The following is a 23987-nucleotide window of genomic DNA, read 5'->3' on the forward strand; positions in this document are numbered from 1 at the left end:
TTTGGACCTAGGCATCTAAATAACCTCCATTCAGAGAATGTAGATATTTAGTTGTCTCTCCAAAAGGGACCATATCATGGTCAGGACATATTTTTACAAACGCGCAATATGTCGCGCAAAGTCAATCAGGACAAGGGTTCTAGCGATTACTAAAAATATGGGTTGCGTTAATTTTCACAATCTTGAAATTTCTCGTATTTTTACGTGCGGCTGCTGTTCATATTTTAGCTATTTCTACAAAGCCCGTCATATCAACGTTTTGAGCTGATCGTGCGCATATTTTAAAATATGTCCTATCCAAATTTTGAGTTTTTCAATGGTTAGTCGTTGTGAGTCCAACCGATTCGTCAAGCCAAACACGCTTACCGACTACCTTTATGCGCACGAAAAAGCCCCACGCAACTTGTGCGCAGGGCCGAATACCATTTTCTAAATTAATTACGCCGGCGCCGCCGAACCATCGTTTCAGCGGTCGCGTCATACTCTTGCTCTGGGTACACAAACTTCGTGCGCAGGGCAACGATCAGGGAAATCACTGCAATAATGCCGGAACCCGCTCCAAGGAACAGCCACTGTGGCTCGAGACCAATCATGTACAAGTGCACGAAGGCCAGTAGAATTGTCCCGGTGAGCCAATCCGCGAAGAAGCGCACGCCCCGCGAACGAGCGCGGCCATCCATGACGGTCAAGACGATGAGGCCGAGTGTCAGCAAGATACCAAAGCCAATTGTGCTCATGTAGTCAATGACACCCTTGGGTTTAGTCAGGTATGCGCCCAGCGCGATGAACACCACCGCAACGATAAACGCAGCCACCTTGATTCCTTTATTACTACCACTAGCATTCTCACGCTTCATTTCCTTGCCTCCATTGATTATGCCTAAGTTTACCAAAATTACGGCGACCGTGCACGAATGCTGGCTGTAAACAGACCATTTCAGTGCTAAAATTTTTGTTAAAGGAAGAAGGAATCAGTATGACAACTAACAGTGGAGTTGCTTTCTACAAATACCTGCCCGTCAGCGACCCGGACAGTTTTCAAGATCTCAGTCTACCAATGCCTACCCCCGGGCCCAAGGACTTGCTGGTCCAAGTGCAGGCGGTCAGCCTGAATCCTGTCGACAGTAAATTCCGCCAGGGGGTGACCTCAGGGACCACCGTGCACGTCAGTGGTTACGATGCAGTCGGTACCGTCACAGCGTGCGGCAGCGAGGTCACTGGGTTTACCCCCGGTGACCGCGTGGCTTATTCCGGAAGTAGTCAACGGCCAGGCAGCGAGCAGCGTTACCAGTGCGTAGACTACCGCCTCGCAGCTCAAGCGCCAGCTAGTATCAGTGACCGCGACTTGGCCGCCCTACCCCTGGTTACCATCACGGCGTGGGAACTGCTTTTTGACAAAATGGGCTTCACCCCGCGTGCCGGTGCCAACCAGGGTAAAAAGTTACTGATTATCAACGGTGCTGGCGGGGTCGGTTCCATCTTGGGCCAGCTTGCCAAATGGGCCGGACTGACCGTTAGTGCGACCGCGGGCCCGCAGCACCAGCAATGGATCACGGACGTTACCGGTGCGCAGTCCGTCGATTACCATGCGGATATTGAGCAGCAGCTGGCAGCGCAGGAGATGACACCACTGGATGGAATTGCCATTTTGTACGCGCCAGAACCCTACATGGCGCTGGCAGGCAAACTGATTGCGCCGTTTGGCCACATTGGGACGATTGTCTTGCCGCAGCAGCCACTGGACGTTGCCATCCTTAAAAACAAGGCGGCCAGTCTGGACTTCGAGTACATGTTCGCCCGCAGCGATAATGATGTTGCACCGGAACGTCAGGGTCAGATTCTGGCTCAAGTCTTCGCACTATTTGCGGCTGGCAAGCTCCACAGCATCACGAGTAAAGAACTCAGCCCAATCAACGCAGATAGTGTTCGTGCCGGCACCGCGCTTGTCGAAAGCGGCCACGGCAGCGGCAAGGTCGTCATTACCGGTGGATTTGAAGATTAACGCCACAAAAAAAGTTTCGGCCATTGCTGGTCGAAACTTTTTTACTTGCGATATCCTAAGGCAAGCCGTAAAGCTTCACGTGCCGCGTCTTCATCCAGGACTGTTGGGTTGTAGATAATGCACCCGCTGCCCATGTAGTAATTGAAAGTTTGGAGGACCACTTGCACGTCCAGGCTGCGTAGTTGCAACTCGTCTTGCACATCCAGCACGAACTTTTGAGCGAATTCACGATCCATCATCGCTGGAATATCCCGCTCCGTAATGTAGCCTTGGTCCATGAATGCGTTGGCCCCGCTGATCTTTTGATTGCGGTGGACCGTCTCTTCTTTAGTCATGCCTACCCCCTGAATAGCGAAGTTTTAATATTTAATTTCAAGCAGGTGCCGTGGCCGCACTAGGCAGCTACTCCCCTTGGCGTCATTGGCCGCAAACCCTGCCTTTTTGAGCAACTTAGTGACATTATCCGTCCGCCCAAGGGCAACGATGCGGTCAATTTGCTTGAAGTAGTCGGTAAACTGCTTGAGGAGTTCTTCCTCAACCCCATCTTCACTATACTCAGGAAGCACGAGTAAGTCATCAATGAACAAAATGGTGTGCATGTCAGAAACCCCGCGGATCAGGCCAACCAAGCGGTCATCATCCCGTGCGGTCATGATGGTCGAGTTGGCAAGTCCTTCGGCGGTCTCGGCGACATTTTTCAGGTATTCGTCGAAGCCGACCGCCCCGTACAGAGCCTTGATTTCATGAATGGTCAGACCATTTTCAAAATTGTAGCGAATCATCTTTAAGTTGCTGCCTCCAGTTATTTACTCAGGAGTTCATTCTACAACAGATAGCCAGATTTTCCACCGTAAATGAGGCATTTTACATAAAATTATTGTGCCGGGTTGTTTTTAAGCCCGTCTGCCTGGGTAAAGTCAATAAAGCCGACGTTAGTATCGATTACCCCAATGTCACCTGACAACACAAGGGCGTTCTCCCGCGGGTTAAAGCGGATGTTCAGGTGCTCATCCAGATCCTCCTGCGAGTAACCCTTGAGGCCGACGGGACCAAGGTTACTGTCGATCGTGTAGTCATAATCGTGCACATCAGCGTCCGCCGCCACAACATTAATGGTGAATTGCACCATCATGTGCAACATTGCGTGCTGGGAGTATGGGCCCACGCCATCTTCAAAAGTCAGTAACAGCCGCTTGCCATCCCCCAAGTGAGGTTTGATCTTGTTGATTGACGCTTCATCAAAAGTTAATTGCATGTCTATCTCCTCTTTCGCAAGTTACTAACACGACGGCATTGACGCCGTCTGCCAACGGTTAATTCACCTTTACTGTACCCCTTCACCCAGGCTAAAACAACACTTACGAATAGTTAGTAGATAACTTTTCGTAAGTTCACAAAGGGACTACTCAGAAGTCACAATTTCTTCACACTCGGGATTTACTATACAGGTATCGAGATAAGAACAAGCCCTTATTTCGATACCCAACCCAACTTTTTTTCATTTTACTCCTCCAAAGTAAAATAGCCGGTAGAGCATTGCTCCACTGGCAAACCCTTACTCGATGGATCACTGGTCAACCCCCGGTGATCCATTTTTTGTTGGTAAGATGCGCAGCGGGGCGCTTAGAAGCTGAGCTCAGTTCGGCACCGGCCGCTAAAAACCAGTTTTGACTCAAAAACCCGACACCACAAAAGCTTTACCTAAGCGCAAGAAATTCCTAAACTTTCGGTCACACTTTCTTCATACGCTGCCGATAAGCTGTTAACTATAGAGATGAGCCTTCCCAGAGACTCACCTCGCTAACAACAACAACTTCTTCTTCATTTTTCTCCTCCTCAAGAGTTAACCAGTCGGGTTCCCCAGACCCGCACTAATAGGCCCCCGCGTTTGCGGAGGCCTATTTCGTTATTTTGACGTTCTTAAACAGAGTTATTACCACCGCTTTGTGGTAATATAGACACGTGAACACCAGGAACACGTCGCTTGCGGCGTGTTTTTTGTAACCACCGCAATTGCGGTACATACTGCACTGATTAAGGGGAGATTTTTATGAACAGAAATATGCGCGCACCCTTCGAAATTGGCTTGGGCCTGAGCATCATCATTCTGCTGGCCGGGGCGTTCATGGACAATTTCAACATCCTCACCGTTGGCTGTGCCATCCTCGGTGCGGTCCTCATCCTCGCCGGCGCCGCCGTGTGTTTCTTCCAACACACCGAGCTTCTCTCCAGCGCCAGGGAACCGATTCCCTTCAAGGAGCTGAGCCACAATGTGGTCGTGATCGACGTCATTATTGGCATTATTTTCATCATTGCCGGAGTCCTTTTGTTACTGCTGGCCCAGCACTTAATGTAAGCTCCACGGTTCAGAGCCCGCTCTGAGCCTTTTTTTGTCCGCAAAATCAGCTTGCGCATTACGCTTCTTTTACCCTCCTCAACCCGGTATAGTTAAGTTAGATAGACGCTAATCGCTTAGGTAAGGGAGTGGTAAAAATGGCTTTGAACTGGAATTACTACCTCGGGATCGTGTGGAAAATGTTGACGGTAATCACCCTACTGATCATCTACACCAGACTGTCGGGCAGCCGGCGCCTGGCGCCCGTGACGGTCTTCGACAGCATCAGTAACCTTGTTGTTGGGGCCATCGCGGGGACGACGCTCTTGAATCAAAACGTGCGGCCAATTGATTTAGGGATGTTCATGACCATCTGGATCCTCTTACTGGTGGCGATCCGCTTTTTGCGCCGGCGTTACCCAAAGGTGCGCGTACTGCTTGACGGTAGTCCAATCGAACTGATTGTTGACGGCAAAATGCAACCACGCGCGTTCAAGCGGGCTGGTCTCAGTCCCACCAGTCTGCAGACAATGCTGCGTAGCCAAGGCGTCCCTGGCCCCCACGCGGTGGATGACGCTATTTTCGAACGTAATGGTGAGCTGAGCGTTAACCTATCTAGCGGCACTGAATTTAGTGTCATCCTCGTTGACCGCGGCCGAATCAAACACGAAGCTCTAGAACGCGCGGACCGCGATGCTGCGTGGCTGACTGAACGTTTAGCCGCAGCCGGCAAGCCCCAACTCAGCCAGATTTTCTGTGCTGAATGGGACGGCGAGCGGCTATGGCTGACCGCATTTGACGGGCAGCAGCACCAAGCTTAATTACAATTGCGCAAAAAAAGTCGTCCTACCATGCGGTAAGACGACTTTTAATATTTACTGCTAAGCTGGATCTGAACAGATTCGAACTGTCGACCTCCTACTTGCGGAGCAGGCGCTCTCCCAACTGAGCTACAGACCCATGAATCAGTACCAAATAATAGTAGCACTTAGCCCACTACCCGGCAAGCAGTCAAACCCAGTTACGCCCGCGATTTACCAGCTGCAAACTTGCTCATTGCAAAAATACCCGTACTCAGCATGATAACTACGGTTGCGGCAACAAACAGTACCCGGTACGTGGTAGCTTCAATGATGAGCGCCCCAATCAGCGGCCCGATTGCCCGCCCTGCTGAGGCGCAGGACTGCACGAAGCCTTGATAGCGGCCCTTTTGGCTACCCGGTGCGTAGCCGTCAACAAAGGTAGACACGGCTGGCAAGGCAATAATCTCGCCCAGCGTCAAAATGGCCATGGACAAAATAAACAGGTAGTACTGCTTGGCAACTAACAGAATCAGAAAGCTCCCCGCCAGCAGCGTGAAGCCCGTGTAGAGGCGCCCCCGCAAATGCTCGCTGAGCCAGTCATCGAAGAAGGTCAGGACGGGCTGGAACGCAACGATGAGCACAGCGTTGACCGTCCACAGGAAACTGTAGTCCCGGACCTTGAGTCCCTTACTCAGCATGTAGGCGGAAATATTGCTCTGCCACTGCTCGTAGAAGACCCACACGATGACCAGCGTTAAGAGCACCGTGATGACAGCAGGAGCGAGCTTAATCCGTTGCTTTTCCTGTTTGGCCCGCGCGCGATGCGGCTGATTTTTGCCGCGGTATTCAAAGAAGGCAATCACAAAGAACAGCGCGTACATCACAAAGGCAACGCTGAAGATATAAGTGATTCCAAGTGGCAGCAAAAAGCCCACGCCCAGCGTGCCAAATACCAGCCCCAGGTTGCTGATGAAGTACATCACGTTAAAAATGTAACTAGAGCGGCGCGAATGCACGCGGGTCGCAAAGCCATTGACCGCGGTGACGATCACCCCGCTTCCAAAACCGGAGATAACCAGCAAAATGGGATAAGCGGGCCACGAGTGCAAGAAGATCAGTAGTCCCGTTGCAATTCCCGTAATGGCAATTCCCATTAAGATGGTCGCGTCCTCCCGCCAGGTATCAAACAGGCGGCCGCCAACACTGCTCCCCACCACCATCGACATCGAGTTAAAGAACAGCACGATCCCGGCCATCGTCAGGCTTTCGCCCAGGTAGGTGTGCATGTAAATGGTAGTCAGGGGCCAGATGAAGCTGGAACCCGTGTTTGTGATGAGGTAGCCGAGAAATAGCCACTTCAACTTCAGCTGTGGTGTCGTTGCGCGCAATTTTATCCCTCCTGCATTCGTTCTCCATTATTAGTATACAGAAACGGCCGCATTTCGCAGTCTCTCTGAGATTGGCGTGAGCACTCAATGGGCAAAATGCTCATGTCAGCGTCTGCAAGCGCGCCCCAATTGTGCCTTTTTTCGCAAAATCCACGAAAACGGAATCATCTATCATTCTATCGGTGTTATTCTTAGGGTAGAATATAGTTAATCAGACAAAAAACGATATGAGGTATAAACATGTCAGTAGAAACTAGTCTTGCTTACCAGCAGAAATTTTTCGATGATTTTGTCAACGCGTGGCAGAATCATTCCGACTACCGCCTGTACAAGGGCATCGATGGCACAGCCTCCACGCTGCGGCTCGACATCCACGAAGTACCAGGTTACATACTCGCTTATGACAAGTCCGCCCAGGAGGAGCTCCACCACTTCCTGCGCGGCAACCTGGTCAAGTGGCTGCGTGAATACGTCCCGTTCTTCGAGGTCAGTGATGACGGCCACGTCTTCTTCGGTGACTGGTACCACCGCCGTGAGTTCGGTACCCTTGATGTCTTCAGCCGGGAAATTGTGCACCAGAATGAACAGCAACAAGAGATTCTCCCCCAGTTGCAGGCTTTCGCTCAGGATCCGGACCACTACTTGGATGACCAGGTCGACCGGCTGCGCAAATCGGTTTATCAAGAAGCAACTGATTTGCATGCCCAAATCGACGACTACGAAAGTGTGGACGACGATGACCAGCAGCCAGAAACGCGCACTGCCAGCAATGGTAGCACCGGCTCCGGTAGCGGCCTCCGCGGCTTACTGAAGAACTTCATCGACCCAGACGATGATGACGACGACAGCAGCCAACCCGCAGCAACGCCGCTCCCAAGCCGGCGCAACCGCCACGGTGTTGACATCAACCGTTTGCGGCGCCAATTCGCCGACGCTAAGGAAGCCGCCGACCAAAAGTTCGACGGTGAGAAGCGCCAGCTCGAGGTCGCAGCCGCAGTTACCCGTTACGAGTACCAAGCGGTCATGAGCCAGTACAGTTCCATCGACCAGTTCATCAACGTTTTGGCCAACCTAAGCAAAGATTACATGAAGACACTGCGGAAGCAGGAGGAGGCAAAACGTCATGCTTAATTACAACGATAAGGAGATTCTCAGCATCGTCACGAGTCCGCTTGACCCTGCCGAAGCCCGGCGCCGCATCACCATCAAGGCGGAAACTGATGCTAAGGCCCGTGCCGATAACCCCTTGTGGGCGGCCAATGATTTTGCGACTGTCAATGAGCTGCTTGCATACACCGAACTGCTTGGCGACAAATTGTACCAGGCGCTGAACACGGTCAAGGGCCTCGCCGACACTGATTTCATGGACCGGCTCTGGATTCAATCCGTGGCGCCAAATGCTAGCCACACCACGCTCGTGTTCTTCCTCGCCGCGGCTGATAGCAACCAGGAACTCTTCACCTTGGTTGACCCGCTCAGCACGGACGGCCACCTGGTCTCCTCAAACCTGCCAACTTTGGAGCAGATTACCGCCAAGGATGGCAAGCTAGAATTCACGGACAAGGAGATTGACGCGCTGATTGTCCTCGTTAAGCAGATGTATGCGGCCGGTTACGGCTTCCACGACATCAACGAGACGGTCCTGCAGCCGGTCGATGGTCTGACCTTCCAAACCAAGTTCGACACCAGCAAGCCCATCACCACGAGCCAGAAGGTTACCGCTCCGGGCAGCTTAGTCCTGCGCCTTAACATTTCCGGTACCGTTGCTGCTTACCACGTTCTGGACGAAAATAACCACGACTGGATGGACTTGGGCAGTGACCGGATGGAAGGCGATGAATTCGTCTGGGAAAGCACCAGCATCCCCGAGGAGCTGGTCGACCAGACCCTGACCCTTGCCGTTTCCGTGCGTTCCGTCGATAACGTCCCCGCAATGGACGAGCTCTTCGTCATCGCCTCAAGCAACGCCATCCTGATGCGCGAAACTGCTAAGCCGGGTGAATACTCATTGAGCCTGCCGAATCACCGGGACCTGACCGTGCGCGTTGACGCAACTGCCAACACGGTCACCCTCGCCTATGGTAATCCGGAAACGCAGATCATTGAGCTGAACAAACAGTACCCATTCCTGGGTCAGTGGCTCAAGGCAGTGCTGCCCAAGAAACCAGCGTTCAACTAAAACTAAGCTTAAGGAGTCCGGCTACGCTCAGCCCGACTCCTTTTTGAGTTGGGCCCGCCCCATCGGCAAATGCTTGTTAACTTTAGCCTGCTGTCACGTAACAAGTGTTCAGCAGCAGCCGGACAATTCAGTCTAACAATCAGCTGACATTCGCGCTATAATGTTCCTAATTAATTAATGATAGATTTGAGGTTGATAAAAATGGCTAATGAATTTCCCCAAGCGATGGTTATCGGCGGTTCCGATTGCGATGGCTCCGCCGGCATCCAGGCCGACCTGCACAGTTTCTTCATGCGTGGTGTGTACGGCACGGTCGCACTCACGGCAGCTGTTGCCGGTAACTCTTACGGTATTCACGACAGTGTCACCCTGCCACTGCCCTTCATCGCAAAAGAATTTGACGTTCTGCACGATGATCTAGATATCAAGGCAACCAAGACCGGTATGCTTGCCGACGCGGATTTGATCAACACCGTTGCTGACAAACTCGAACAATACGATTTTGGCCAGCTCGTTTTGGATCCCGTCATCATGACCAAATTCGGCGACATGCTGCTGGAAGAGGCCGCCTATGAGACTCTCAAGGCCCGGCTGATTCATTTGGCGACCGTGATGACCCCGAACTTCTACGAGGCCGAACACATCGTTGGCCGCAAGCTGCCCGACAAGCAGTCCATCGTTGACGCAGCCAAGGAGCTCCAGGACCTGGGCTGCAAGAACATTATTATCAAGGGCCGCCGCGACCCTAACGCCGCCACCGTTGACGATTATGTCCTGCTCGAAAATGGCAAGAGCTTCTGGCTGCCAGCCAAGTTCTACAGCACCGACCGCCGCAACGGTACTGGCGACACCCTCAGTGCTGTCATCGCCGCTGAGCTCGCCAAAGGTAACGATGTCGAAAGTGCCATCCGCATTGGCCGCGCCTTCGTCAGCAACGCCATTAGCGAACCCATCGCGGTCGGCCACAAGTTCGGCCCTATTAACCACTGGGCCAACGAACCAATTCGCCCTTAAGCAATTACACTTGATAAGTACTAAGCCTGCTGGCACCATTCCGGCAGGCTTTTTTTTGCCGTCTAATTGCACTGCGCAGCCCCGGCCTCCGCGCTTGCCGCAAAAAGTCGTCAAGGAAAAATGTCAGCTTAGATGACAAGATATTGGCAAAATTTCAGCTAGACCAATCCCGCATAGCGACAACGTTTAAGCGCTTTTGCTAATTTACGGAGCACAGTGATTTTGCCCCGCAAACCCCGCTGCGACCCATTTTCGATGGTATACTGACGCCATTCTTGATGAGGGGTTGATCATAGTGAATACCGCCAATACCGCATTTGTTCTCATAGCCAGCGTCCTCGTATGGTTCATGACTCCCGGCCTCGCGTTTTTCTACGGTGGGATGGTGTCCAAACGGAATGTCATCAACACGATGTTTTCCGTCTTCTACATTACCGGCGTTGCCATCTTGCTGTGGGCGGCGTGTGGCTACGAACTATCCTTCGGGCCGGACCAATTCGGCATCATCGGCCGCCTGCACGGCCTATTTCTGAATGGTGCCCACCTCACGCGCTTGCGACCAGATGGCTTACCTAACGGCGTCTTCGCGTTGTTCCAGATGATGTTCGCGATTATCACCCCCGCACTGTTCATCGGGGCGGTCGTTGGCCGGATCCGCTGGGGCTTTTTGACCTGGTTCATCATCTTGTGGAGCTTCCTGATTTATTACCCGCTGGTCCACCTCGTCTGGAGTCCGCACGGATTGATGGCGGGGATGGGCGTTCTTGATTTTGCCGGGGGCACCGTCATCCACATCAATGCCGGCATCACGGCGCTGGTGCTCTCGCTATTTCTGGGCAGACGGCGGCAGGGCCAAGATGAACCCTACAGCCGCGCGTGGATCCTGCTGGGCACCGCGATTCTGTGGATCGGTTGGTACGGCTTCAACGCCGGTTCGGCATTAGCCGCAAACATGGCGGCCGTGACCGCCGCGCTGACGACCTCCATCGCCGCTGCCAGCGCCATGTGCACCTGGATGTTGCTTGATATTCATCGGGGTGGTAAACCGACCCTAATTGGCGTCTGCACCGGCGCACTCTGCGGGCTGGTCGGCATCACCCCCGCTGCCGGTTACGTAACCGCGTTTGGGAGTTTTGCAATCGGGGTGTGCTCGACCCTCGCCAGTTTCGGCTTCGTGAACTACCTCAAGCCCCGCCTGCACATTGACGATACTCTGGATGCGTTTGGTTGCCACGGGGTGTCCGGCATCATCGGCAGCGTGCTCACCGGCGCCTTCGCCAGCAAATCCGTAGCGCCCAGCTTATCCGCAAACGGGCTCTTCTACGGTGGCGGCTGGCACCTGCTATTGGTCCAACTTCTCGGAACTGGCATCACGATCGCATTGGTAGCAATCATGGCCACAGTCATCGTACTCGTTCTGCGCAAAATCACCCCGATGCGCGTCAGCGCCGCTGAAGAAGCACTGGGCCTAGATCTAGCCGAACATGGCGAAAGTGAGGGTGAGCGCCCCGCGACTAGTGACGTCCTGCGGTACCCGGATGAATTCATCGGCCAGCTCGGCGGATTTGCACCGCAGAAGCAGAAGCCAAAGTAGGCTAAGTCGATAATATTAAAAAGCGTCCCCGCGACTAGCAAGCCTGAATGTGGCCTGCCGCCCGCGGGGACGCTTAATTTTGCACTAAATCGTTGTGATTACTGCCGGTAACGGAAGTAATTGACGCATTCCATCACGGCCATGACCACGAGGATGACCCCCAAGATCCGGAGCATTGTCATCACGGTCCCAAACGGGTTGAACATGATGACCAGCCCGGCGACGAGGATGAGGACACCGTAAATCACGGTCCCAGTACCAGAGACATTAACGTACTGACTCGACCGTGCACCACTGATTTCGGAGATGGCGTAGATGATCAGGCCCAGGCCGAACAGGAACGGAATCATGCTGAGTACCGCGCCCGATAAAACCTCAACTAGCAGTGCCGCGACAATGAGCGCGATCCCGCTACCCGTACCAAAATTACTACCACCGGCGCGTCGGACTTTGGCTCCCGTAATCAGGTTCATGATCCCACTGATCAGCAGAACCGCCGCGATGATGTTCACGCTGAGGCCAAACACCATGCGGGGGTTAATTGCCATCCACACCCCCAGGATGAACATAAGAATTGCCCGCAACCACGCGCTGCGCTGGAATTCTGCATAAAATGATTTCATTATCTTGCACCACCTTTTCGCTTACTCATGTACTTAATTTAACATGCTCAAGCCCCACCAGCATCGGTCTAAGGTGCCATTTTCACCACTGTTCATGATTCCAACTGCGGCCGTCGATTTCGCCTTCCGCCAGCTCGATCTGCCGACCTTGTTCCTGGCAAAATGCGGCTAAGGCGGTGTAAAAAGCCTGCTGAGCATAGTCATCGGCCGCGGTGGCCCGCTTCTTGGCCTCCGCAACTAGCCACGCACTACTTTCGTCCATATTATTCTTCCTCCCCCGCCCGTAACTGGCTGACCGTGGCACGTAAATCAAGTAACTTGTCCTGCTGGTCCGCTAGCGTGTCGGCCAATAGTTCGGCGTCATTTTGCCGAAGCTGCTGCTCAAACCACGCGGCCTGCTCGCGCTGACTGCTGGGATCAGCCAAGGTTAAGTACTGGCGGTATGCCACTAACAGTTGCGCCCGCTCCTGCTCCGTCATCCGGTCAAATTGCGGAATCAGCAGCGGCGAAAGTAACTGCAGGCCGCAGCGCTTGGCAATGGCGGCAAAGGGCCGCAAAATTTCCTGCATACTCAGGCCGACCTTACCGCCCAAGTCATAGTCGCGTGGGGGTTCACTGTAGCTAACCACCAGCCCGAGCGACTTACCCTGCAGCAGGCCGTCATCCGGACCGTAGACAACATTCTTGACCCAGACCTGATCCAGCCAATTCCACAATGCGGCCGGGGCGCTGTACCAGTACAGGGGAAACTGCAAAACGATGCGGTCGCTGGCGAGGAGCTGTTTCCGCTCCGCTGCTAAATTAAGCGTAGCGCCATCTAACTCGTGCCAAGTCGCAGTTGGTTCCAGCGCGGCGGTCTCTTTTAAAAAGCTCTGTGTGTTGCTGCGCGCAATGTGCGGGTGCGCAACGGCAATCAATGTGTGCATAAGTTCAGCTCCTTAATGTTTTCAACCACGGTTTTACCCTAATTATATGCACATGGGGATAACTTTTGCGCAAATTTGCCGGTTTTGCAGCAAAAGTTGTCCACAAGTGCACTGTGGGGAAGGAATTGGGGGTAAGTGCACGCAGGGTAGCAGTGGGTACCGAGTCGAGCTGCGGCCCGCAGAAGCTTGCGGCTAACACACTCTGGGCCAAATGCCTAAAGCCCAGGCATTTTGCCCAGAGTCCGTTAGTCCTCAGCTTCTGACCGCGGGCCTCCGCTCTGTATCCTAGTCGAGCTCCGTCACCCTGCTCCTACTCCGTTGTCCATTCTGCTAAGGGCAGCAAGCTGCACAAGCAGAAATGGCTCCGCTCAAAATGACTTAGGCCTTGATGGGAAGACCACCCATCAAAACCTAAGTCACCTTGATGCTCAGGAGCAACCCGGGTGACTCCGCTCTGTGTACAAAAAAACAGGCATTGCGCGCTGCAATGCCTGTACAGTCTTCAGTAGTCAAAATTACTTACTCTGACCGTCCAGCTTTTCGGCTTCTTCGTCAATTGCGGCGAAACCGGATTTGCCGTCATTCTTAACTGGGTGCTTAGCGCGATCCTCTTCAGCCTTCTGAATGAGAGCCTTACGCTGTTCCTTACTGAGTTTTCCTGCCATAGTCTTCTCGCCTCTTTTTGCTTGAAGTCGTGGGGCATTCCACCTCGCTACGGGGTTCATTATAGCACTTAATTGGGATGACTGCTAAAAGTTAATTATTCTTAACAACCGTTTTCATTCCGCGCCGTGCCGCACTTGGAGGTGACTGCGACCGGTGCCGTCGGGAATCACTTGCAGTTGATCGGGGATACTGTGCTTCATCTCGGTCACGTGACTGATGACCCCGATCATCCGGTTATTACCCTCAATTGACTCCAACGCTGCCATGGCTAAATCGAGGCTCTTGCGGTCCAGTGACCCGAAGCCTTCGTCAATGAACAGGGCGTCAATACTAATGCCGCCGCTTTCTTCCTGAATGACTTCGCCCAAGGCCAGTGCTAAACACAGCGCCGCGATGAAACTCTCACCACCAGAGAGTGTGTGCACGGACCGCACACCCCCAACTTGGTCATCGTACACGTCAATTTCAAGCCCCGTCCGACTGCTGATTTTGACATCCCCGCCGGTGTTCAGCAGGAACCGGTAGCGGCCCCTAGTCAGGGTGTGGAAGCGGTCGGACGCAATTTCCAGGACCCGGGCAAAATACGAACCGAGAACGTAGCGTTCCAGCCCCAAGTTGCGCTCGTTGTTGCCGTTGAAGGCCCCGAGCAGGGTCGCCAGCGCGCGGTAGTCCCGCTCATCTTGCGCCCAGCCCTGCAATTCGGTTGCCACCTGTTGCACGACCGCCGCATTCCGCTCGGTCCGCGTGCGCATGCCCCCATACTGCTCCGTCAGGGCATCGCTTTGCTGGCGGGCCGCATCTGCCGCAGCCGTGAGCGCCGGTACATCCGGCCGGGTCCGCCCAGTCGTTAGTGTCTGGGCATCGGCCAGCTGTTTCTTGATACTTCCAACGCGATCCAAATAATCCTGTTGCTGCTGCTGCAAGTCCGGTAGCTCCGGCAACCGTGCCAGTTCTGTGGCGAACCGCTGCTCATCCGCGCTGCCAAAATGCTCCTGCAGCAGGCCGTTGAAACTTGCAGTTAGCTGCGCAACTTCTTGCTGGGCCTGCTTAGTCGCAGTCGCTTGAACTTGCACCTGCCCGTGGAGTTGCTGTTCTTGATCCTGGGCGGCTTGCTGGTCCGCGCTGATTTTGCGCAATTGCTGCTGATAAGTCGTCGTCGTTTGCAACAAATCAGCCCGCGTTTGCCGTAACTGCTTCTCGTCTAGTTCAGCCGCACTGCGCGCCGCCCGCAGGCTCGTCACTGCCTGCGCCGCCGCCGCTTGCTTGGCTTGGGCCGTGGTCAACACAGCCTGGGCAGAATCGAGTTCCATCCGCGTTTGCGCGATCTGGGCACTCAGTTCAGCCGTCCGCTGCTGCAGATTCTGGCGCTGCGTTTGGGCCAACTGCAGGGCCGCGGTATTTTGCTGCAACTGCTTGGCATTAGCCGCAATTCCGCTCACCGCGGTGTTAAGGTCAACTACCGCAGGGATGGCACCGAATACGGTCGTGTCTTTGTATGCGGATAATAAATCATTCGCAGCCGCTTCCAGTTGCTGCTTGGCGGTGCTTAACTCCTTATTAGCGCTGTCGGCAAGAACTGCGGCCCGTTCGCCCTGTTTAGTCGCCACATCCGCCGCCTGCGCCGCCGCATCGAGGGTGCTCTGGTCAACCGCTTGGGCAGCCGCACTAGCAGGATGCGGGTGGTCCCGGCTCCCGCAAACGGGGCAGGGCTGATCCACCTGCAGGTCCGCCGCCAGAACAGCCGCTTGGGCACTGTAATACTGCATTTGCAGCAGCTTGTAATCCCGAGTCGCAGTCTGGGCCGCAGTTGCCGTTGTGCTTGCCTGCTTCTGGGCAACCTGCTCCTTAGCTACTGCTGCGGTAACGGCGCGGTCCGCATTCTTGTACGTCTTTAGCAAAGTCTGCTGCTGACTGAGCACCAGCTGCTGGGCCGCGGTTGCCGTCGCTAAAGCCTCAGCCTGATTGGTGCTTAAAGCCGTCTGCGTCTGGGTCTGCTCCGCTGTCAACTTGGCCAAAGTGGCCTTGATTTGGCCCAAAGCCTGTTGCCGCGCGGTCAGTTCCGCCTGCGCTGTCTGGGCAACTCGCTCGAGCTGGGCCAACTGTTCCAACTGCTCCAGGGTTTGGTCGATCTGCTTAATGCGCGCTGCGGCAGCATCCATGTCCGCCTGCTGGACCTGTAATTCAGCAAGTTGGGTCCGCAGCTGCGCGTTGCCCGCCGTTGCTTGTTGCAGCTGGTCCTGCAATTGCGCCAATTGTGTCTGTGCGGCCGCACTGTTTGCGCGCGCCCGCGCCAGCCGCGTGCTGAGTTCAGCATGCTTGCTGACCCACTCCAGCTCGGCAATTTGCTGCGTTCGGGCCGCTTGCTGGTCTGCAGCCTGCTTGAGTTCTGCCTGCTGCTGCCGCAATGTATCCAGCCGTGCAAAATTAGCCGCTAACTGCTGCCCCTGAGTCTGAGCGGCAACGGCTGCCGTCGCCGCCGCCTGCGCCTTAGTAAGTGCTGCAGCCTGCGCCGCCAGCTTGGCCTTGTCTGCCTGCAGGAATCCGCGCAGTTGGTCTAGCTGCGCGCTCAGTTCACCGTCAGCAAGCTCCTGGCCCGCATCCAGCGCGTACGTGCCAATGACCCCCTCCAGTTTGTTGCTGGTGGACTCAAGCCGCCGTTTGAGCTGTCGGCGGTGTTCCTCAATATTATTCTGCCAGCGTTGGTACAGATCCGTGCCGAAAATGTTCCGCAGCAGCTCTTCGCGTTCCTTACTGCTTGCGTCCAAAAAGCGCCGGAAGTCCCCCTGCGGTAGCAAAATAATCTGGCGGAACTGGGCCTTATCCAGTTGCAGCAGGTCCAATAGTGCCGCGTTGACCTCGCGATTCTTTGTCACCACGTGCTGGGTTCCATCGGCGGCCGTTACCGTTAGTTCCGGATCCCGCGGGACGAGCTCGCCAGTCTTCCGGACCCGAATTGCCCGCCGCACCGAATACTGCTGGCCCTGGTGACTAAACTGCAAACTGACCACAGTCTCATCTTTTGAAGCGGCAAAATCTGAGCGCAGCCCGAGCGCCACGCGCCCTTGATTGCCATTACTAGATTTGGAATCCGAACCATAAAGCGCAAACAACAGCGCGTCAAAAATCGTGCTTTTACCCGCACCGGTATCCCCCGTAATCAAAAACAAAGGGCGGTCAGCGAAGGCGGTGAAGTCAACCGTTTCATTTTCGTAGGGTCCAAAATTTTGCATCTGCAATTTTTCAAAGCGCATTTTGCATTCTCCTATTTGGCTTCATTCAGCGTCCGCTGGGCCCACTGCTGCTCCGCGGGGGCCATTTCCTTGCCGAGTGCGTCCTGATAGAACTGACTAAGCAGGCTCATGGGGTCCAAGCTCTTGTCAAAAGAGTGCACCGGCGTGTCGAGCTGCACCTGGGTCTGTCGATCAACGCCGCAACACTTTGGGTACACGCGGCGCAGGCGGTTCATCAGGTCGGGAATCACTTCCGTGTCGGTCAGGGTGAACTGGACGTAGTTATCCGAATCAATGCCCCCCGGGACCGTGCCGGCGATGATATCCGCAAAAGAAGCCGTCACGTGCACAAAATCTGGCTGCTGCGGAATCGCCACGAAGGTGCGCTCCATGGTGTCCGTATCAATAATGTAGCAGCCCTTCTGTTGATCGACCTCACTCACATCGTACTTCAGCAGGGACCCGGCGTACTGGATCTTCTCCGCGTTCAGCGCGTGCCGGTTGTGCAGGTGGCCCAGCGCCACGTAATCAAATGGCGCCAGCACATCCGTCGGCACGGCGTCCAGACCGCCTACGTTAACTAAGGTCTCCGAACCACTGTGCGTGCTACCCGCCGCAAAAAAGTGGCCGATAAGAATGTGCCGCATGCCGGGCTTAAACAGTTCAACCATCCGCTTGACCACCGCGGCCGTTGCCGACCCAATATTGGTCAATTCAGAGTCGGCAAAGTATTCCTGCGCCTCCCGCGGTTCAAAGTAGGGCAACAAGAAGAACTGACAGTCGTCCATTTCAACGGGTGTGAACGCCTCGGCGAGTTGCGTGTTGAGGTGCATTTTGGTCGCGGCAAACCACTCGCGCCCCGTCGCCAGCCGCGCGGGCGAATCATGATTACCAGAAATCACCATTAGGGGCAGTTTGTCGTCCAGGTTCAGCGTCCGCAACATCCCGTTGACCGTATTCACCACGCCCTCACTAGCCAGGCTGCGATCATAAACATCACCGGCAATGATCATGCAGTCAACCGCTTGTTCACGTGCGATGCGCCGTAACGCTTCAAAAGAATGTCGCTGCACATCCAGCAGGTCAAAGCCTGCCAGCCCCCTGCCAATGTGCCAATCAGCCGTGTGTAATATCCGCATTTTTCTTCCCCGCACTTTCCGTTTATTCTTGTCCTCATTGTACCGCAACACCCGCAACGCGAACATATGTTTGTGAAACTATTCTGGCTAAACAAAAGCCGCTCCGCAAAAAAAGCGCAGCGACTAAGATGATCAATTTTACTACAAGTCCAAACCCAGGACGTCAATACTCGTTTTGCGGGCTTCAGCTAAAAGTTCTTCGGGACCAATCGGCACCAGCCACCCGTAGACCGTCCGCACTCGCGCCCGCGTTTGCATACTATCGGTAGTCTGTGCCGCGCGAATCGCATTCAAGAAGATGTACTTAAACCGGTTTTGCAGCATCGCCTCCGCCATCGGCTCTGTCCGGTCGATTTGCCGAGCCAAGGTGGCCACAAAGTTAGACCGCCGCTGAATCAATACGCGATAACCCTGCATGACCGCACTCCACGCACTAACGTAAAGTGCAAAATTCCACGGCCGGATCCCCGCAACGCTGCCCAGCACCTCCCGACACAACATAAACACCTGATTATCAGTCATTAAGATCAACGTGGCGTGCAAAACACTGACCTCGGACTCATTCCAGGTGACTGTTTCCAGCAGCATATCTACTAATCGCTGTAACTCTTCCGCGCTGGCGAGCTTAGTTCCGGTCAACTCATAATAAGCACCCGCCGCGGTCATGCGGCCGTAGAATTGAAGCCGCTGCGGCTCCTGGTTCTCCGGCGCCAACATGGTAAATAGTGCTTGCAGGCGGTTGACGTCCTTAGCTGCGTAAGCTTTATTTAGTTCTTTCCGCAGTGTGCCCTTATTGATTTCCATCCGTTCGCAGAAGTGGGCAAACTCGCGTAGTGAAACCCCCATTTGCAGTAGCAATGCCCGCAGCTTGTCGAGGGGGATATCACCCTCGTCACTTTCAAAAGCGTTGAGCCTGTTCAAGGTGACGATGCCACTGCTAACGGCACCGGCTGAATAGCCCTTGAGTTCACGCAGGTGTTTAAACTCTGCTCCCATCTCCATCGCTACGCCTCCTCATGCGGATAATCAGCGCCTAACAGCCGAATAGCACTACGCACATACTGATCGTGCACGCGCTTGGAACCAACCTTGGCCAAAAAGTCGATATCCCTTTGCACCAGCGCTACGGTTGCCGCTGTCGGCTGCTTTTGAGCCGCATAACAGTCCTTCAAGAAGCGCAGGCGAAAGTGATCGATCATGATTGCTTCAGGTAAATCGCAGTCCCCGATTGCCTTGAACAGTCTGTCCACCTGGTCACTATGCCGCGCCAGCAGCAGGTCCACAACGTTCATCAATGCAGACCACGCGTCCTGATACAAGGCATCGTTCCACGCGTGAATATCATCAACATGTGCCAGCAGGTCCAGGCCCAACTTGGTCACCGTTTCATCGTTAAGCAGGGTCATACCATTGCCAAACACGATGACTTCCGTTTCACCCCACGCCTGCACGTGACTGAGTTTATTCTCAAGGTGCTTCAACTCGGCGGGACCGACAAGATTCTTGCCGCTGAGATCGCAGTACAAGCCCGCTGCCGAAATCAAATCATTGAAGTCGATCTCAGAGCCGGCCATTTTGTAGCGCTCCGCCTGCTCATCAACGAGCAACTTGAGGGTAGCAAGATCTGGCTTGCGGTAAGCCGCAACGACCCGGAAGAGATAACTGTCCGGATTACCAGTACTATCATCGCATAAACTTGCGTACTCCAAGAAACTCGTGTTCATATTGTGCAGACTGGCTGTCAGTTTGCGAACACCCAGGCTAGTTTCTTCATTCTCAAATTTAGAAAGGCTCGCCACAGACACCGCTTTGGCGGCGGCTTCTTGCAGCGTTAACCCCCGTTCAAGCCTGATTTTACGAAAATTACTTCCTAGCAAGGTCCACGCCTCCCGCACGTCAACATAATTCTATGTACTGATTATACAAGTCATTCATGCACATGAGTTAAATATTTTGAAGAAAAGTTTCTATTTACGATTATTTACAACGATTGTTATTTATCGTCACCATAGTTCCGTCCCGAAAAAAGGTTTCCATCCTACCAGCGCGCCACTGCGTCTAGACAAAAATAAGGGCTATTCCCAAAGTTCAGGAATAGCCCTTATTTTACCCACATTCAAGAACTGACCACGTTCCGGTCTACTCTTGCTTAGTCCCCATAAATCTGTTTGACCTGTTCCCGCGCAACCGGGTGGGCCAAGAATTCGTCGTAGGTCGTGCCGGCACGGTCAACAACACCCTTTGGTCCGACCTCAATAATGTGGTCGGCGATCGTCTGGATAAACTCGTGGTCATGACTGGTGAAGATGACGGAGCCAGGGAAATCAACCAGCGCGTCGTTCAGGCTGGTGATTGATTCCAGGTCCAAGTGGTTAGTTGGGTCGTCCAGAATCAGGACGTTTGGTTCCTCCAACATCAGCTTGGAGATAATGCTCCGCACCTTTTCGCCCCCAGACAGAACGCTGAGCTGCTTGAGCACATCGTCACCGGAGAAGAGCATGCGCCCGAGGAAGCCGCGCAGGAAAGTATTGTCCTGCTGATCCTTGGGTGCATACTGCCGCAGCCAATCCAAAATGCTACTGTTGTTATCACCGAACACGCTGTTCAGGTCCTTAGGCATGTAGCCGCGGCGAGTGGTGACCCCCCAGGCGATACTGCCGGAATCGGGCTTAACTTCTTCCGCAAGCAGCTGCAACAGCTGCGTTGCCGTGACGTCAGACCGGCTGATGATAGCCGTCTTTTCGCCGGGGTTCAAAATGAAGCTGGCGTTACTGATGGCGGGCACGCCGTCAACGGTCAACGCTAGGTCCTTGACCCGCAGCAAGTCGTTCCCGATTTCGCGTTGCTGGTTGAACTTGATGTAAGGGTATTTCCGGGAACTCGGCTTGATGTCGTCAAGCGTAATTTTTTCCAGCTGCTTCTTCCGGGACGTTGCCTGCTTGGACTTGCTGGCGTTAGCAGAGAACCGCGCGATGAATTCCTGCAGTTGTTTCTTCTGTTCTTCCTTCTTGGCGTTTGCGTTGGACTTCAGCTGCTGAGCCAGTTCAGAGGACTTACGCCAGAAGTCGTAGTTCCCGACGTAGAGCTCGATTTTGCCAAAATCAACGTCACACATCTCCGTGCAGACCGCGTTCAAGAAGTGCCGGTCATGGGAAACAACGAGAACAGTCTTCTGGTAGTCGGCCAGGAAGTTTTCCAGCCAGGAAATCGTCTTGGTGTCCAGCCCGTTAGTTGGTTCGTCCAAGAGCAGTACGTCAGGCTGCCCAAACAGTGCCTGGGCGAGCAAAACCTTGACCTTGTCGCCTTCAGTCAGTTCGGCCATGAGCGTGCCGTGCATTTCTTCGGGAATGCCAAGCTGCTGCAAAAGCTGGTCGGCGTCACTTTCGGCGTTCCAGCCGTCCATCTCGGCAAACTCACCTTCAAGTTCAGCGGCCTTCATTCCGTCCGCCTCAGTAAAGTCAGCTTTGGCGTAGATGGCGTCTTTTTCCTGCATCACTTCGTAAAGGCGCTTGTAACCCTGGATCACGGTGTTCAGAACAGTCTGGTCATCAAAAGCAAAGTGGTCTTGATTCAGGCTACTCATGCGTTCGTTGGGCCCGAGGGTCACTGTCCCGCTACTTGGCTGCAACTTGCCCTCCAAGATGCGCAGGAAGGTGGACTTACCTGCCCCGTTCGCGCCGATAATTCCGTAACAGTTGCCCTCAGTGAAGTTGAGGTTGACGTCGCTGTACAGTGTCCGGTCGGTAAAGGTCATACTGACGTTGTTAACATTAAGCAATTTATGCAGGTCTCCTTATTTGGCTTCGTTTGCGTTTTCTTGATGAGAGATTCCCTGCGTAACAGTGGTTTAGACCACTAGGCTCGCAAGCTCCCGATTAAATAGATTCTTCCTATTCTAGCAAATTTAGCGGCTGAGCGATACTCCCGCCGGCATGTTTCTGTAAACTTATTCATATTCGCACAGGCAAGTGGTCCCCAATGCGCATAGCTCCTGAGCATTAGAAAAATCGGCACCTATTCCCGTTCTTTGGGAGTAGGTGCCGATTTAGCTAAGCGGAAGGAGCTGCATTGGGGAGCACGTCTACAGGCCGACTCCTCACCGTAATTAAGATTGGTCAGGAGTCGGCCGACAGCGATAGCCAGAAGTTAATTCAAAACTACTACTTGCTGCGGACACGTCCCAAATACTCGTTCAATTAGCTCACCGCACAACGACCTTAGTTCCATACGGAATGTTTCTGAACATCCACTTGGCATCACTGACCGACAAACGCACACAGCCATGAGAATTAGCCTTCTTCCCCAGATGGCGTGCTTCCTTCACGATGTAATGACCGGACTTACTAACGGGAACACTGTGGAACAGATACTCACCGTGGTTCTTCCAGGAGACCCAATAATTAGCACCCTCGCCGGAAGACTGGTTATAAAAGTGCGCGCCGCGCTCCCCCTGAATGTAGTAAGTACCAGTTGGGGTCGGTGAGGCATCGCTACCGGTCGAACAGTACATGGTGTAGAGCAACTTGTGCCCACTACGGAGATAAACCCGCTGCTTAGCAATGTCGACCCGCACCCAGATGTGGGGGTATTTCGCAACGTCCGGGTACGGCTTCTTTTCAGACGGGGCCCGCCAGTTGATGGCCCGCTGCTTTTTGGCAGCCTGCTTTTGGGCCTGAACCCGCTTTGCAGAAGCCGCCGCGCGCTGTTTCTGCTGCGCCGTGCGAATGCTGCTTTGCGTGCGGGCCTGAACCGCCGTGTTGTGGTGCTGGATTCCCAAACCGGCGAGCCAGATCACGATGAGAACTGTCAAAATTAAAAGCAGCAAATTGCGATATTTGCGTTTAAGTCGCACCGTGACACCTCCCCTAAATCATCAGTCTTACTATAGTTAAGATTAACATTTTACGGTCGTTGGACCCGCGATTTTTTTGTAAATTATATTAGTTTGTTGGCAGCTGAGCATAATTGCCGAGCATCCACTGCAAGTAATCCTTGCCTCGTGGCTGCGTCTCCCGCACCCGCACCACCTTCACGTGTTCCCGTTCCGCCAACTGCACGATTTGGCTCACAACCGGGCTGTCCGACTGCACGTTGTCGACGAAGAAGGCCAGCTTGTGCTCCCGGATCAGCGCCCGCAACTGCGCGACGTCTTGCGGAGATGGGTCCGTCCCGTCTTCGATTGCCTTGGCAAAATGTTCCGCGGTAATTTTGTACCCACAGGCGGCCAGTGCGTAATCAAAAACTGGTTCCGAGGTCGCGACTAAGCGCTGCTGCGAATTCTGATGGTGCTTGATGGCCTGTTGCAGGGGCCGGAGTGACTTGATATAAGCAGCCGCTTGCGCATCAAAATACGCTCGGTGCTGCGGCTGCAGCTTGCCGTACTGCTGCGCCAGTTTGCGGGCGAGCTTCGGCATCATCCCCGGATCGTAAAACACGTGCTCATTGGCCCCATCTGCCCGGTGCAAAACGTTGCGCGCCACGTCCACGTGCTGCACCTTGGGGTTAGCGGAATCGATCAGCTTATCCAGCCAATCGTCGTAGCCCAGCCCGTTAGTGACAACGACTTGTGCGTCCGCGACCCGCTTGGCGGTGTCCGTCGTGACCGCAAAATCATGCGGATCCACATTGGGATTAGCAATGATTGCGCTGGCATGGCCATACCGACCCAAAACGGCGGCTGCCACTTCTTGGTACACCTTGAGGCTGGTAACAACCGTGATTTTGGTCGATCCTTTATCCGCAGAGCTGTTACTGCTTTGTTGCCGGCACGCAGCAAGGGTGAGTGTTAGCAGCAGTGCCGCCATTAATCGCATAATCCGTTTCAACATGGTCTCCTCTTGCTTACTAATAATTAGAACTAACATGAAGTATACAGAAGAATCTGGCTGGCAACAAGCACCGCCCTGTCCCCCCAGTTGCAAAAAGCTGTGCGAATCACAGCAATAGTTGTTCTGCACCCCGCAGCCCAACGTGACCACTGGCTGCTCAAAGTAAATAACTGTAGCTGCTAAAAATTAACTCTGTACCATTATCCGGGTGTAGAGCTCCTTTTGAATATAACAGCTGGGCTTGACCTTTTCAGGAACGA

General features: G+C 54.0%; 23 protein-coding genes and 1 tRNA gene. 7 read left to right on the forward strand and 17 right to left on the reverse strand.

Going from position 1 to position 23987, the window contains the following annotated elements; translation table 11 throughout:
• Positions 1 to 434: 434 nt before the first annotated feature.
• A complete protein-coding gene (locus tag GN107_RS06505; RefSeq protein WP_155286923.1) occupies positions 435 to 857 on the reverse strand; it encodes a hypothetical protein in 423 nt (140 codons plus the stop codon).
• Between the two features lie 119 nt (positions 858 to 976).
• Here GN107_RS06505 and GN107_RS06510 point away from each other — a divergent pair, with 119 nt between their 5' ends.
• Entirely contained in the window at positions 977 to 2002 is a 1026-nt protein-coding gene (locus GN107_RS06510) for a zinc-binding alcohol dehydrogenase family protein (protein WP_155286924.1), read from the forward strand.
• Positions 2003 to 2043: 41 nt separating this feature from the next.
• Here the strand turns inward: GN107_RS06510 and GN107_RS06515 are convergent, their stop codons facing one another.
• From GN107_RS06515 to GN107_RS06525, 3 genes are all read right to left on the reverse strand, one after another.
• Positions 2044 to 2337 carry a hypothetical protein gene (locus GN107_RS06515; protein WP_155286925.1) on the reverse strand — a complete coding sequence of 98 codons (294 nt, stop codon included), beginning with the start codon at positions 2335 to 2337 and terminating at the stop codon, positions 2044 to 2046.
• 24 nt (positions 2338 to 2361) lie between these two features.
• Positions 2362 to 2784, reverse strand: a complete 423-nt coding sequence (locus GN107_RS06520) for a GNAT family N-acetyltransferase (protein ID WP_155286926.1) — start codon at positions 2782 to 2784, stop codon at positions 2362 to 2364.
• Positions 2785 to 2876: 92 nt separating this feature from the next.
• Positions 2877 to 3257 carry an iron-sulfur cluster biosynthesis family protein gene (locus tag GN107_RS06525; RefSeq protein ID WP_155286927.1) on the reverse strand — a complete coding sequence of 127 codons (381 nt, stop codon included), beginning with the start codon at positions 3255 to 3257 and terminating at the stop codon, positions 2877 to 2879.
• Positions 3258 to 4052: 795 nt separating this feature from the next.
• Between GN107_RS06525 and GN107_RS06530 the strand changes: the two genes are divergently transcribed.
• Together GN107_RS06530 and GN107_RS06535 are read left to right on the forward strand one after the other, a co-directional pair.
• Positions 4053 to 4358, forward strand: coding sequence for a hypothetical protein (locus GN107_RS06530; RefSeq protein ID WP_155286928.1), 306 nt, complete (start codon positions 4053 to 4055; stop codon positions 4356 to 4358).
• 137 nt (positions 4359 to 4495) lie between these two features.
• On the forward strand, positions 4496 to 5158 hold the full coding sequence (locus GN107_RS06535) for a YetF domain-containing protein (RefSeq protein ID WP_155286929.1): 663 nt from the start codon (positions 4496 to 4498) through the stop codon (positions 5156 to 5158).
• Between the two features lie 66 nt (positions 5159 to 5224).
• Here the strand turns inward: GN107_RS06535 and GN107_RS06540 are convergent.
• Positions 5225 to 5297, reverse strand: a tRNA-Ala gene (locus GN107_RS06540).
• 61 nt (positions 5298 to 5358) lie between these two features.
• A complete protein-coding gene (locus GN107_RS06545) occupies positions 5359 to 6528 on the reverse strand; it encodes an MDR family MFS transporter (RefSeq protein WP_155286930.1) in 1170 nt (389 codons plus the stop codon).
• A gap of 240 nt (positions 6529 to 6768) precedes the next feature.
• Between GN107_RS06545 and GN107_RS06550 the strand changes: the two genes are divergently transcribed.
• The 4 genes from GN107_RS06550 (at position 6769) to GN107_RS06565 (ending at position 11315) form a co-directional block, all read left to right on the forward strand.
• Positions 6769 to 7659, forward strand: coding sequence for an SbcC family exonuclease (locus GN107_RS06550; RefSeq protein WP_155286931.1), 891 nt, complete (start codon positions 6769 to 6771; stop codon positions 7657 to 7659).
• Positions 7652 to 8707, forward strand: coding sequence for a hypothetical protein (locus tag GN107_RS06555; protein WP_155286932.1), 1056 nt, complete (start codon positions 7652 to 7654; stop codon positions 8705 to 8707). Before GN107_RS06550 ends, GN107_RS06555 begins: the two co-directional genes overlap by 8 nt.
• A 201-nt stretch (positions 8708 to 8908) precedes the next feature.
• Positions 8909 to 9721 carry a bifunctional hydroxymethylpyrimidine kinase/phosphomethylpyrimidine kinase gene (gene thiD, locus GN107_RS06560; RefSeq protein WP_155286933.1) on the forward strand — a complete coding sequence of 271 codons (813 nt, stop codon included), beginning with the start codon at positions 8909 to 8911 and terminating at the stop codon, positions 9719 to 9721.
• Positions 9722 to 10016: 295 nt separating this feature from the next.
• A complete protein-coding gene (locus GN107_RS06565) occupies positions 10017 to 11315 on the forward strand; it encodes an ammonium transporter (protein WP_155286934.1) in 1299 nt (432 codons plus the stop codon).
• 98 nt (positions 11316 to 11413) lie between these two features.
• Here GN107_RS06565 and GN107_RS06570 read toward each other — a convergent pair whose 3' ends face one another.
• From GN107_RS06570 to GN107_RS06615, 11 genes are all read right to left on the reverse strand, one after another.
• Positions 11414 to 11938: an HdeD family acid-resistance protein gene (locus GN107_RS06570; protein WP_155286935.1), complete on the reverse strand. Its 525-nt coding sequence runs from the start codon at positions 11936 to 11938 to the stop codon at positions 11414 to 11416.
• An 82-nt stretch (positions 11939 to 12020) separates the two neighbouring features.
• Complete coding sequence (locus GN107_RS06575; RefSeq protein ID WP_155286936.1) at positions 12021 to 12200, reverse strand: hypothetical protein; 180 nt, start codon at positions 12198 to 12200, stop codon at positions 12021 to 12023.
• Position 12201: 1 nt separating this feature from the next.
• On the reverse strand, positions 12202 to 12864 hold the full coding sequence (locus GN107_RS06580) for an NAD(P)H-dependent oxidoreductase (protein ID WP_155286937.1): 663 nt from the start codon (positions 12862 to 12864) through the stop codon (positions 12202 to 12204).
• 515 nt (positions 12865 to 13379) lie between these two features.
• Positions 13380 to 13529 carry a hypothetical protein gene (locus tag GN107_RS11305; protein ID WP_196246271.1) on the reverse strand — a complete coding sequence of 50 codons (150 nt, stop codon included), beginning with the start codon at positions 13527 to 13529 and terminating at the stop codon, positions 13380 to 13382.
• A gap of 114 nt (positions 13530 to 13643) precedes the next feature.
• The gene (locus tag GN107_RS06585; RefSeq protein WP_155286938.1) at positions 13644 to 16781 is read right to left on the reverse strand and encodes an AAA family ATPase; all 3138 of its coding nucleotides are present in this window, start codon (positions 16779 to 16781) and stop codon (positions 13644 to 13646) included.
• Between the two features lie 11 nt (positions 16782 to 16792).
• Complete coding sequence (locus GN107_RS06590; protein WP_155286939.1) at positions 16793 to 17899, reverse strand: exonuclease SbcCD subunit D; 1107 nt, start codon at positions 17897 to 17899, stop codon at positions 16793 to 16795.
• Positions 17900 to 18040: 141 nt separating this feature from the next.
• Positions 18041 to 18901 (reverse strand): helix-turn-helix domain-containing protein, encoded by an 861-nt coding sequence (locus tag GN107_RS06595; protein ID WP_155286940.1) that lies wholly within the window; start codon positions 18899 to 18901, stop codon positions 18041 to 18043.
• Between the two features lie 2 nt (positions 18902 to 18903).
• Positions 18904 to 19776 (reverse strand): Rgg family transcriptional regulator, encoded by an 873-nt coding sequence (locus GN107_RS06600; protein WP_196246272.1) that lies wholly within the window; start codon positions 19774 to 19776, stop codon positions 18904 to 18906.
• A gap of 272 nt (positions 19777 to 20048) precedes the next feature.
• On the reverse strand, positions 20049 to 21677 hold the full coding sequence (locus tag GN107_RS06605) for an ABC-F family ATP-binding cassette domain-containing protein (RefSeq protein WP_230678563.1): 1629 nt from the start codon (positions 21675 to 21677) through the stop codon (positions 20049 to 20051).
• A gap of 423 nt (positions 21678 to 22100) precedes the next feature.
• Complete coding sequence (locus tag GN107_RS06610; RefSeq protein ID WP_230678564.1) at positions 22101 to 22751, reverse strand: L,D-transpeptidase; 651 nt, start codon at positions 22749 to 22751, stop codon at positions 22101 to 22103.
• Positions 22752 to 22839: 88 nt separating this feature from the next.
• On the reverse strand, positions 22840 to 23727 hold the full coding sequence (locus GN107_RS06615; protein ID WP_230678565.1) for a metal ABC transporter solute-binding protein, Zn/Mn family: 888 nt from the start codon (positions 23725 to 23727) through the stop codon (positions 22840 to 22842).
• Positions 23728 to 23987: the final 260 nt, after the last annotated feature.

Origin of the sequence: Lacticaseibacillus zhaodongensis (assembly GCF_009687905.1) — a bacterium.
In the GTDB taxonomy this organism is placed as follows: domain Bacteria; phylum Bacillota; class Bacilli; order Lactobacillales; family Lactobacillaceae; genus Lacticaseibacillus; species Lacticaseibacillus zhaodongensis.

Coding starts and splice junctions, on each gene's coding strand:
- GN107_RS06595 (WP_155286940.1), bottom strand. CDS start 18,901: ATGGAGATGGGAGCAGAGTTTAAACACCTGCGTGAACTCAAGGGCTAT.
- GN107_RS06580 (WP_155286937.1), bottom strand. CDS start 12,864: ATGCACACATTGATTGCCGTTGCGCACCCGCACATTGCGCGCAGCAAC.
- GN107_RS06535 (WP_155286929.1), top strand. CDS start 4,496: ATGGCTTTGAACTGGAATTACTACCTCGGGATCGTGTGGAAAATGTTG.
- GN107_RS06615 (WP_230678565.1), bottom strand. CDS start 23,727: ATGTTGAAACGGATTATGCGATTAATGGCGGCACTGCTGCTAACACTC.
- GN107_RS06585 (WP_155286938.1), bottom strand. CDS start 16,781: ATGCGCTTTGAAAAATTGCAGATGCAAAATTTTGGACCCTACGAAAAT.
- GN107_RS06550 (WP_155286931.1), top strand. CDS start 6,769: ATGTCAGTAGAAACTAGTCTTGCTTACCAGCAGAAATTTTTCGATGAT.
- GN107_RS06570 (WP_155286935.1), bottom strand. CDS start 11,938: ATGAAATCATTTTATGCAGAATTCCAGCGCAGCGCGTGGTTGCGGGCA.
- GN107_RS06525 (WP_155286927.1), bottom strand. CDS start 3,257: ATGCAATTAACTTTTGATGAAGCGTCAATCAACAAGATCAAACCTCAC.
- GN107_RS06520 (WP_155286926.1), bottom strand. CDS start 2,784: ATGATTCGCTACAATTTTGAAAATGGTCTGACCATTCATGAAATCAAG.
- GN107_RS06555 (WP_155286932.1), top strand. CDS start 7,652: ATGCTTAATTACAACGATAAGGAGATTCTCAGCATCGTCACGAGTCCG.
- GN107_RS06590 (WP_155286939.1), bottom strand. CDS start 17,899: ATGCGGATATTACACACGGCTGATTGGCACATTGGCAGGGGGCTGGCA.
- GN107_RS06575 (WP_155286936.1), bottom strand. CDS start 12,200: ATGGACGAAAGTAGTGCGTGGCTAGTTGCGGAGGCCAAGAAGCGGGCC.
- GN107_RS06515 (WP_155286925.1), bottom strand. CDS start 2,337: ATGACTAAAGAAGAGACGGTCCACCGCAATCAAAAGATCAGCGGGGCC.
- GN107_RS06510 (WP_155286924.1), top strand. CDS start 977: ATGACAACTAACAGTGGAGTTGCTTTCTACAAATACCTGCCCGTCAGC.
- GN107_RS06505 (WP_155286923.1), bottom strand. CDS start 857: ATGAAGCGTGAGAATGCTAGTGGTAGTAATAAAGGAATCAAGGTGGCT.
- thiD (WP_155286933.1), top strand. CDS start 8,909: ATGGCTAATGAATTTCCCCAAGCGATGGTTATCGGCGGTTCCGATTGC.
- GN107_RS11305 (WP_196246271.1), bottom strand. CDS start 13,529: ATGGCAGGAAAACTCAGTAAGGAACAGCGTAAGGCTCTCATTCAGAAG.
- GN107_RS06530 (WP_155286928.1), top strand. CDS start 4,053: ATGAACAGAAATATGCGCGCACCCTTCGAAATTGGCTTGGGCCTGAGC.